Annotated in this window: 9 protein-coding genes; 7 read left to right on the top strand and 2 right to left on the bottom strand. The window is 67.0% G+C overall.

Translation table 11 applies throughout. The annotated features are described in order from the left end of the window. Positions 1–56 precede the first annotated feature (56 nt). Positions 57–764: an IclR family transcriptional regulator gene (locus AWC12_RS28415; RefSeq protein WP_085178223.1), complete on the bottom strand. Its 708-nt coding sequence runs from the start codon at positions 762–764 to the stop codon at positions 57–59. A 67-nt stretch (positions 765–831) separates the two neighbouring features. On the opposite strand from AWC12_RS28415, the gene AWC12_RS28410 reads away from it, so the two are divergent. The 4 genes from AWC12_RS28410 to AWC12_RS28395 all read left to right on the top strand — a co-directional run bounded on the left by AWC12_RS28410 (position 832) and on the right by AWC12_RS28395 (position 4,016). Then, the gene (locus AWC12_RS28410) at positions 832–2,166 is read left to right on the top strand and encodes an FAD-binding oxidoreductase (protein ID WP_085178222.1); all 1,335 of its coding nucleotides are present in this window, start codon (positions 832–834) and stop codon (positions 2,164–2,166) included. Further along, the gene (locus AWC12_RS28405) at positions 2,166–2,957 is read left to right on the top strand and encodes a DAPG hydrolase family protein (RefSeq protein WP_085178221.1); all 792 of its coding nucleotides are present in this window, start codon (positions 2,166–2,168) and stop codon (positions 2,955–2,957) included. Before AWC12_RS28410 ends, AWC12_RS28405 begins: the two co-directional genes overlap by 1 nt. 29 nt (positions 2,958–2,986) lie before the next feature. After that, entirely contained in the window at positions 2,987–3,358 is a 372-nt protein-coding gene (locus AWC12_RS28400) for an SRPBCC family protein (protein ID WP_024447512.1), read from the top strand. A gap of 217 nt (positions 3,359–3,575) precedes the next feature. Continuing rightward, complete coding sequence (locus AWC12_RS28395) at positions 3,576–4,016, top strand: SRPBCC family protein (protein ID WP_024447513.1); 441 nt, start codon at positions 3,576–3,578, stop codon at positions 4,014–4,016. Here AWC12_RS28395 and AWC12_RS28390 read toward each other — a convergent pair. Continuing rightward, entirely contained in the window at positions 4,003–4,902 is a 900-nt protein-coding gene (locus AWC12_RS28390; RefSeq protein WP_085178220.1) for an Lrp/AsnC family transcriptional regulator, read from the bottom strand. The two genes, AWC12_RS28395 and AWC12_RS28390, sit on opposite strands and share 14 nt — an antisense overlap. 301 nt (positions 4,903–5,203) lie before the next feature. Between AWC12_RS28390 and speB the strand changes: the two genes are divergently transcribed. The 3 genes from speB (at position 5,204) to AWC12_RS28375 (ending at position 9,252) form a co-directional block, all read left to right on the top strand. Beyond that, positions 5,204–6,154, top strand: a complete 951-nt coding sequence (gene speB, locus AWC12_RS28385) for an agmatinase (RefSeq protein ID WP_085178219.1) — start codon at positions 5,204–5,206, stop codon at positions 6,152–6,154. A gap of 20 nt (positions 6,155–6,174) precedes the next feature. Next, the gene (locus AWC12_RS28380) at positions 6,175–7,773 is read left to right on the top strand and encodes a thiamine pyrophosphate-binding protein (protein ID WP_474626701.1); all 1,599 of its coding nucleotides are present in this window, start codon (positions 6,175–6,177) and stop codon (positions 7,771–7,773) included. A gap of 63 nt (positions 7,774–7,836) precedes the next feature. Beyond that, positions 7,837–9,252, top strand: a complete 1,416-nt coding sequence (locus AWC12_RS28375) for a sodium:solute symporter family transporter (protein ID WP_207576501.1) — start codon at positions 7,837–7,839, stop codon at positions 9,250–9,252. Positions 9,253–9,264: the final 12 nt, after the last annotated feature.

Here is a 9,264-nt window from a genome sequence, read left to right as displayed (position 1 = left end):
CAATCACCACCGCGGCCACACCGCACTCGGCGGTCAACCACCAGCCAGCCGCGTACCTAACCTCTCAGGTCAGTACAGCTAGTCCACAGCGGGTCGCTTGCCGCCTCTCGCAGCGCGTTGACGATCACCGATTCATTGGCGCGGAAGCGTTCGGTTGGCGCGGGCACCGAGATCGCCACGATGTGTCCGCTCGACAATCGGGCGGCGATGCCGGCGGCCGAGATATCCGCGGTGTGCTCGTCGCGGTCGTAGGTGATGGTGGAGATTCGCGCCGAGGCGTCGTCGAGGAGCTCGAGCGCGGCCTTCCCGTTGGCGGTGACGTCGAGGGGGAAGCGCTCGCCGACAGCCGACACGGCACGCAGCCGGTGCGCCGACTCGATCTGGTCGATGAACCACATCTGCCTGCCGCGCAGTACCGACAGGTCGACCGTCTCCTCGGTGGCCGCGGCGACCCGCTCGATCACCGGTCGCAACAGCGCCGCGAGGTTTGCGCCGTCCGCGCTCGTCAGGCCGAGCAGCCGGTCCCCGAGGCGGTAGCGCCCGCCGTCGTCCACTGCGGCAAAACCGACGTCGACCAGCGCGACGAGCAGCCGCCGGGCGGTCGACTTCGCGAGGCCCAGGTTCGTCCCGAGGTCGACCAGGCGAAGCCGGCCGGGCGCGGTGGCGATCTCGTCGAGAGCAGCGGCGGCTCGGCGCAGGACCTGCAGCCCGTCGTCGCGGCCGTCGCTTCCGTCAATTTGGCCGTTCTTGTCCGTCGCCGCCATCCCGCCACTATATTGATCCGCTGTACGGACTACCAAGATCCGGTATGCGAATCCCTCGGAGGGCGAGATGGATCTGCCGAAACGACACTTCTTCCGCAACGACGACGGATACGAGCGGGCGCGCGCGCAGACCGTGTGGAACGCCCGAACCCCACAGCGATACCCGGACCTCGTCTTCCAGGCGACCGATGTCGACGACGTGGTCGCCACGGTCCGGTACGCGGCCGAGCATGACTTGCAGATCGGGATTCGATCCGGCGGGCACAGCTGGGCGGGCAACCATGTCCGCGACGGCGGCGTCCTGCTCGACATGCACGACATCAACCAGTGCGAGATCGACGCCGACGCCGGGACCGCAGTGGTGGGACCCGGTATGGGCGGCAGTGTCCTCGCGGGCATCCTGGGGGAGCAGGGCCTGTTCTTCCCTGCGGGGCACTGCAGGGGCGTCTGCATCGGTGGGTATCTGCTGCAGGGTGGATACGGCTGGAACAGTCGCGTGCTCGGCCCGGCCTGTGAAAGCGTCATCGGCCTGGACGTCGTCACCGCTGACGGCGAGAGACTGCACATCGACGCCGATCACCATCCCGATCTTTATTGGGCCGCAAGGGGTTCGGGGCCGGGCTTCTTCGCGGTGGTGACGGCTTTCCACCTCAAGCTCTACAAACAACCCGCGGTGATCGGCAGCAGTCTCTACGTCTACCCGATGGAGTTGGCCGAGGAGATCTACCCGTGGGCGAGGTCGATCAGCGCGGAGGTGGACCGGAAGGTGGAGCTGCAGATCGCCGCGTCGAGGTCGGTGCCCGGGTTGGGGCTGGACACTCCCGGAATCGTCTTTGCCTCACCGGTTTTCGTCGACTCCGAGCAGGAAGCGATCGACGCACTTGCCCTGCTGGAGACCTGTCCGGTGCGTGAGGCGGCCATCGCCGCTGTGCCCTACGCTCCCGCGGACATGGATACCTGGTACGCGGGCGTCATGAGCAACTACCCCGACAACCACCGCTACGCCGCCGACAACATCTGGACATCGGCATCGGCCGACGAGCTGATGCCGGGCATCACCCGCATCCTGGAGACCATGCCGCCGCATCCCTCACACTTCCTGTGGCTCAACTGGGGGCCGTCCCCACAGCGCCAGGACATGGCCTACAGCCTCGAAGACGAGATCTACCTTGCGCTCTACGGTGTCTGGGAGAACCCCGCCGACGACGAGAAGTACGGCGACTGGGCGAGATCGAACATGGCCGCGATGGAACACCTGCAGAGCGGCATCCAACTCGCCGACGAGAACCTGGGCAATCGTCCGGCACCGTTCGCCACCCCCGAGGCGATGGAGAAGCTGGATCGGGTGCGTGCCGAGTACGACCCGAACGGACGCTTCCACAGCTGGATGGGCCGCGTCTGATGGCCGCCGCCCCGTATCTCGGATACCGCGGCGACGACGCGAACACCGACTTCGGCGAGTTCTTCAACCCTGAGATGGCCACTCTCCCGACTCATGTGATCGACGCGCTGCACCACGGCCCGCAGGCCGACCAGGCGCTACTCGAATTCGACAGTGCAGCAACTCTTCTCGACGAGGGGTATCACCAGACCGAGAACGGATACGGGCAGCTTCGCGGCGGCGGGTTCCAGGTCTCGGTCCGCACCGACATGCCCGGTGTCACCCCGCAGATGTGGGACTGGTGGTTCGGCTGGCACGGCAGCGACTCCCGGCGCTACAAACTGTGGCATCCCCGGGCCCACGCGTCGGCGCGTTGGGCCGACCACAACGCCGGCGAGAACAGCGACGGCCATTACGTAGGGCGCACGTCGATGATCGAGGAGTACCTCGGATCGGCTTACGCGAAGGCCGCGATCCGCTTCCTCCCGCCCGAGCAGATGGGCATGCCCCGGCACCGGCTCGGCGACTCGGTCGCGGTGTGCGCCCGGCTGGCTTCGTCAGAGGTGCCCGTCGACATCGGCTGGTTCGTCCACCAGATCCGGCCGACGGCAGAGGGCGCGGAGATGCGATCCCGGTTCTGGATGGGCGGACCCTACGTGCGGGTCCGGCATGGGAACCTGTTGGCGAACACCGTCGTTCGGCCGGTGGCCGCCAGACAGCTGCCCGACCCGCGTGACCTGATGGTGCACTGCGCGCAGGAGATGAACCATCTCGCCGGTTTCCTCCCTGCCCTCTACGCGAAGTTCGGGTGACACCGCGGCATTGGGGTATACCGCCGTTCATGTGGACGGTGGACAGAAAACTCGACGCGCCTGCGGACACGGTGTGGCACATCCTCACCGATCTCGACGCGTGGCCGCAGTGGGGGCTGAGCGTTTCCAGGGCCCAGCTCAATGGCGCGGCGTTCGAGCTGGGCGCGACAGGCACCGTGTGGACGCCGATCGGTGTGCCGCTGCCGTTCGTGATCTCCGAACTCGACCAGGGCAGAACCTGGGGCTGGACGGTGGCCGGCGTACCCGCTACCCGCCACGGGGTCGAACCGCTGGAGGACGGCAGCCGGATCTGGATGAGTGCCCCGGTATGGGCGCCGGCCTATCTGCCGGTGCTCGCGCTGGCCTTGCGGCGTATCGACGAGATGGCCATGCAGTTTTGATCTTGAGATCGGTTGCGCACCGACGCGACACCAGCAGATGGAGGCGAAGGCGGCGACGCCGGCACGACGGTGAACGGCCAGGACGGCGAATCAAGCGACACGAGGGACGACAACGGAACGTCCGATACCGGGGGAGGCGGCGAGACCGACTGACGTGCTGAGCCGGTTGTGCGCATACGCCGTTTGATTCGCCGGTTGCATGGCAATCTGTAGCGCCATGGCCATCACCGAAACCCGCGAGATCGTCATCGAGGCGACGCCGCAGGAGATCCTCGACGTGCTCTATGACATGGAGACCCTGCCGGACTGGTCCTCGGCGCACCAGAAGGTGGAGATCCTCACTCGCGACGAGGAGGGCCGCCCCCGGCGCGCGCGGCAGGTCGTCAAGATCGTCGGCGTCAGCGACGAGCAGATCCTTGACTACGAGGTGCACGAGGACGGCGTCAGTTGGACGCTGGTCGAATCGTCGCAGCAGCGGGCGCAGGTGGGCCGCTACACCCTGACTCCCGACGGTGACAACACCAAGGTGTCGCTGGAGCTGACCGTCGACCTGACTGCGCCGCTGCCCGGATTCCTGGTGCGCAAGGGTGCCGCCGGATTGATGGACACCGCGACCAAGGGCCTGCGTAAGCGGGTGCTCGCCGTCAAGAAGTCATGACCGCCTCCAGCCCCGAGGCGTAGCTCTCCTTGACGACGTCAAGGTGCGTCCAGCTCTCCAGCGACCGCACGCCGGGCAGCGCGCGCACCGCGTCGAGCACCTCGACGAGCTGGGCGGCGGAGAACGCGCGGACGGTCGCCAGAATGTCGAAACGTCCCAACGTGCGGGCGACGAAGATCACCGACGGCATCCCAGTGAGCGCCGCGACGACGTCGCGGTGAGCGCCGACGAGCCGGATTCCGAATCCCATCGCGCTCTGCCGGTCCTGACCGTGATGGCGGACCACAGCTCCGATCCGCACAACCCGCGCGTCGATCAACCGCAGCACGCGCCTGCGCGCGCCCGCCGCGGAGAGGCCGACCCGCTCGGCGAGGTCGACGTAGGACGCCCGGCCGTCGGCCTGCAAGGCCACGAGCAGTGCCCGATCGGTGGCGTCGATGTCTGTGTAGATGTCGCCGACGGGTCCGATCACGTCTCTCATCACCTCGACGTAGGTGAGGGTGTCGACCTCATACACCCCGGGTAATGCGCGCAGCTCGGCTACCGCCATGTCCACGTCCCGCGCAGTCGGGGAGCGGATCTCGGCGACAAGTCCGTGACGGCCGCTGGTCAGCGACAGGAACGGGACGTCAACGCGACCGGCGATGTCGGCTGCGACCGGGGCGGCGGGGCCGTCGACGCTGACGCTGACGTGGGCCAGGACTGGTCGGCCGAGTACCGCGGGATGGACGGCGCCGCGGATGACGACCTGTCCGCTGGAGATCAGCCGCTGCACCCGGGCTGCAGCGGTTGAACGCGACAACCCGACACGGCGCGCGATCTCGCGATGGGTCAGTCGTCCGTCGCCCTCGAGCAACTCCACGATCGCCTCGTCGAGCTCGTCCATCGGTGCCTCCTCGTGTCATCGACGCCACGGCCGGCGAAATTCGCGTCGAATTTTTGCGCCCGACCCTTCCGACATATCTGGCCATACAAGCGCCGAGAATCTTCAGTATCGACTGAAAATCCAGCACCTAACGGCATTTCGTTATCGGAAATCTCCACGTAACGATTGAACTGCTTGCGGAGCACGTATGGGCGTCTTAACGTGAGCCGCACCACACGTCGCATCGAAGCGCCACAGCCGAAGTTCCCCGACGGTGCCGGTCTCGTGTCGGAGTGCCCACGAACACAAAGGAAGTCACTGCATGAGCACGCCCCTCGGTCCGGTCGATGCGTCGAAGACACCGCGATTCGCCGGATTCGCCACCTTCGCCCGGTTGCCGCGGCTGGACCAGGTGCCGCGCGCGGACGTCGCGGTGGTCGGTGTGCCGTTCGACTCCGGGGTGTCCTATCGGCCGGGCGCGCGTTTCGGACCGTCGCACGTCCGAGAGGCCTCGCGTCTCATCCGGCCCTACAACCCGGCGCTGGACGTGTCGCCGTTCGAGATCGCACAGGTCGTCGATGCCGGCGATATCGCGGTGAATCCCTTCAACATTCATGAGGCGATCGAGACCCTCGAGGGTGCGGCGGTCGACCTCAGCGAGGGCGGCACGAAGCTCGTCACCATCGGAGGTGACCACACGATCGCGCTCCCGCTACTGCGCGCAGCAGCCGCCCAGCACGGCCCCGTCGCGCTGGTGCATTTCGATGCACACCTCGACACCTGGGACACCTACTTCGGTGCCGAGTACACCCACGGCACGCCGTTCCGCCGGGCAGTCGAGGAAGGCATCCTCGACACCGAGGCGCTGTCGCACGTCGGGATCCGGGGACCGCTGTACGGGAAGAAGGATCTCGAGGACGATCGTCGTTTCGGGTTCGGCATCGTCACCTCGTCGGATGTGTACTACCAGGGCGTGCGCGAGGTCGTCGACAAGCTCCGCGACCGCCTCGGCAACAGACCCGTCTACGTCTCCATCGACATCGACGTGCTCGACCCCGCGCATGCGCCCGGCACAGGGACGCCCGAGGCAGGTGGATTGACCAGCCGTGAGCTGCTCGAAATCCTGCGTGGCTTCCGCGGTCTCAACCTGGTGGGTGCCGACGTCGTCGAGGTGGCACCCGCCTACGACCATGCCGAGATCACCGGTGTCGCAGCTTCGCACGTTGCCTACGACCTGGTGTCGTTGCTGGCGATGCGATGTGAGTCGACATGAGCCGGAACGGCCGAGTCGGCGTGAGCCGGAACGGAGGCGACGTCGTCGTCGAAACGCTGGACGCCCTCGGGGTGTCGCACGTCTTCGGCATCCCGGGCCAGAACGCGCTCGCCCTCTTCGACGCGATCCGGCGCAGCGACCTGACCTTCGTCAGCTCTCGCGTGGAGAACAACTCGGCGTTCGGCGCGGACGGATACGCCAGGGCCACAGGTGAAGTGGGGGTGCTGTTCCTGTCCACCGGTCCGGGAGCCCTCACGGCGCTCGGCGCCCTGCAGGAGGCGTACGCGACCGGTGTGCCGCTGCTCGTGATCGCGAGCCAGGTGCCGCGGTCCGGGGTGGGATTGCGGCGAGGAATGCTGCACCAGCTCGACGACCAGCAGCGCAGCGCCGCCAATGTCACGAAAAGCACTGCTGGAGCATGCAACTCAGCGGATATCCCGTCACTGCTCGCCGATGCGTGGTCCCTTGCCCAGTCGGCACCCGCCGGTCCGGTGTGGGTGGAGATTCCGCAGGACGTGCTGGAGGAGCCTACCGACGTGCCGCCGGTCCGATCGGTCGTCACCGGTGTCGTGGCCCGCGCGCCCCGACCGGAGCTCATCGACGAAGCGGCCGCCCTGTTGCAGGCGGCGTCGCGACCCGTGGTGCTCGCAGGTGGAGGGGTGCGTCGATCCGCCGGTGCCTCCGAAGCTCTTATCGCCGTGGCTGAACTGCTCGATGCACCAGTGGTTTCGACAGTGGGCGGCAAGGGTGCGATGCCGTTCTCGCACCCGCTGTCGGCCGCATCGTGGATCGAGGACCGGCACACCACCGACCTGCTGGAGAACGCCGACGTACTGCTGGCCATCGGCACCGCGATGGGCGAGGTCACGTCGAACTACTTCTCGTTCGCGCCGAAGGGCCGGTTGATCCACATCGACGCGGAACGACGCGTGTTGGAGGCCAACCACCCCGCCCTGGCGATCCACGCCGACGCCGCGGCGGCCCTGACCGCGTTGGCGAAGCACCTCACGCAACGCAGAGGTGACGGCGCACGGATCGCAAGCGAATTGCGCGCCGCCGTGGAGGAACGGTTGGCCGCCCAGGACGTAGCGGCCGAGGTCCGGCTGATGCGTGACCTGCGCGCCGCGATTCCCGCTGCGGCCCAGACCTTCTGGGACATGACCATCGCCGGGTACTGGGCGTGGTCGGCGTGGGATCCGCAGGACGGCGAGTTCCATTCGGCGCAGGGAGCGGGCGGGCTGGGGTTCGCATTTCCGGCCGCGGTGGCCGCGGCCATCGGATCCGGCCGCCGGACGTTCGCGGTGTCCGGCGACGGCGGCGCGATGTACTCGATCGCCGAACTGGCGACCGCGCGGCAGCACGACGCCGATGTCACATGGCTGATCGTCGACGACGGCGGCTACGGCATTCTGCGCGAATACATGACCGGAGCATTCGGCCAGGCGACCGCCACCGAACTGACTCGACCCGACTTCGTCTCTTTGGCAACAAGTTTCGGTGTTCCCGCGCAGCGGGTGACGCTTGACAGTGCCGGCGAGGCAGTCGCCGCCACGTTCGCGACCCGCGGACCCGCGGTGGTCATACTGCCCGCGCAACTGAAGATGTTCGCACCCACCTGATACAGGAGGCCCTCAGTGGGCAAGCCACTCGATATCGTCATCATCGTCGTCTATCTGCTCGCCATGCTCGCCTTCGGGTTCTGGGGTAAGACGAGAACCAAGGACTCCGCCGACTTCCTCGTTGCGGGTCGCCGACTGGGTCCCACCCTCTACACCGGCACCATGGCCGCTGTGGTGCTCGGGGGTGCGTCCACCGTCGGTGGTGTGGGTCTCGGCTACAAGTGGGGCATCTCCGGTATGTGGCTGGTGGTGGCGATCGCCGTCGGACTGCTGGCGCTGAGCCTGTTCTTCGCCGGCCGAATTCAGCGACTCAAGGTATACACCGTCGCGCAGATGCTGCGGTTGCGATACGGCGTGGACGCGACGTCGGCATCCGGGATCGTCATGGTCGCCTACACCCTGATGTTGTCGGTGACATCGACGATCGCCTACGCCACGGTGTTCAACGTGCTCTTCGGCACCGACCGCACGGTGTCGGTGATCATCGGCGGCGCCATCGTGATGCTCTACTCGTCGATCGGCGGCATGTGGTCGATCACGCTCACCGACATGGTGCAGTTCATCCTCAAGACGATCGGGATCTTCGCTCTGATGTTGCCGTTCACGCTCGCGAAGGCGGGCGGCTTCGACGGCATCCGGGAACGCGCCGGTGATGCAGTGTTCGATCTCGGTGCGATCGGAATGCCCACCATCATCACGTTTTTCGTCGTGTACAGCTTCGGAATGCTGATCGGGCAGGACATCTGGCAGCGGGTGTTCACTGCGCGCTCGCCGGGTGTCGCGAAGTGGGGCGGCACGACGGCCGCGCTGTACTGCGTGTTCTACGGCGTGGCGGGTGCCGTGATCGGGATGGCCGCCTCGACGTTCCTGCCCGATGTCGAGGTGAGCGACGACGTGTACGCCCAGATCGCCGAGACGATCCTGCCGGTCGGCATCAGCGGTCTGGTGCTCGCCGCCGCGGTGGCGGCGATGATGTCGACGGCCTCGGGCGCGCTGATCGCCACGGCGACGGTGGCGCGTACCGATGTGAAGCCGTTGCTGCTCAGGCTGATTGGCCGTCCGGCTGAGAACGAGGGCGCGGAACGAGACGTGCACTCGGACCGGATGTATGTGGTGGTACTCGGCATCGTGGTCATCGTGATCGCGGCCCTGCTCAACGACGTGGTGGCGGCGTTGACGATCGCTTACGACATTTTGGTCGGCGGTCTGCTGGTGGCAATCCTGGGTGGCTTCGTCTGGAAGCGCGCCACGGGTGCCGGGGCGCTGTGGTCGATGGGGATCGGCACGGTGGTGACGCTCGGCACGATGTTCGTCGTCGGTGATGTGCTCGCCAACGAACCGATCTACTACGGCTTGGGCGCGAGCCTGATCGTCTATGTCGTGGTGAGCCTGGTGACGCCCCGCACGGCGCCGGACGTCCTTCAGGTGTGGGACGACCGGCTGGCCGGCAGGGACGAGGCCAAGACCCCGGCGCGCTAGGGAGCGCGTCGA

Origin of the sequence: Mycolicibacterium iranicum, from assembly GCF_002101705.1 — a bacterium.
Lineage (GTDB): Bacteria > Actinomycetota > Actinomycetes > Mycobacteriales > Mycobacteriaceae > Mycobacterium > Mycobacterium iranicum.
This window is presented reverse-complemented; position numbering and strand designations above follow the sequence as displayed.

Excerpts from the sequence above, each read along its gene's own strand:
- speB (WP_085178219.1), top strand. The coding sequence starts at position 5,204 with ATGAGCACGCCCCTCGGTCCGGTCGATGCGTCGAAGACACCGCGATTC.
- AWC12_RS28395 (WP_024447513.1), top strand. The coding sequence starts at position 3,576 with ATGGCCATCACCGAAACCCGCGAGATCGTCATCGAGGCGACGCCGCAG.
- AWC12_RS28415 (WP_085178223.1), bottom strand. The coding sequence starts at position 764 with ATGGCGGCGACGGACAAGAACGGCCAAATTGACGGAAGCGACGGCCGC.
- AWC12_RS28400 (WP_024447512.1), top strand. The coding sequence starts at position 2,987 with ATGTGGACGGTGGACAGAAAACTCGACGCGCCTGCGGACACGGTGTGG.
- AWC12_RS28405 (WP_085178221.1), top strand. The coding sequence starts at position 2,166 with ATGGCCGCCGCCCCGTATCTCGGATACCGCGGCGACGACGCGAACACC.
- AWC12_RS28390 (WP_085178220.1), bottom strand. The coding sequence starts at position 4,902 with ATGGACGAGCTCGACGAGGCGATCGTGGAGTTGCTCGAGGGCGACGGA.
- AWC12_RS28375 (WP_207576501.1), top strand. The coding sequence starts at position 7,837 with ATGCTCGCCTTCGGGTTCTGGGGTAAGACGAGAACCAAGGACTCCGCC.
- AWC12_RS28410 (WP_085178222.1), top strand. The coding sequence starts at position 832 with ATGGATCTGCCGAAACGACACTTCTTCCGCAACGACGACGGATACGAG.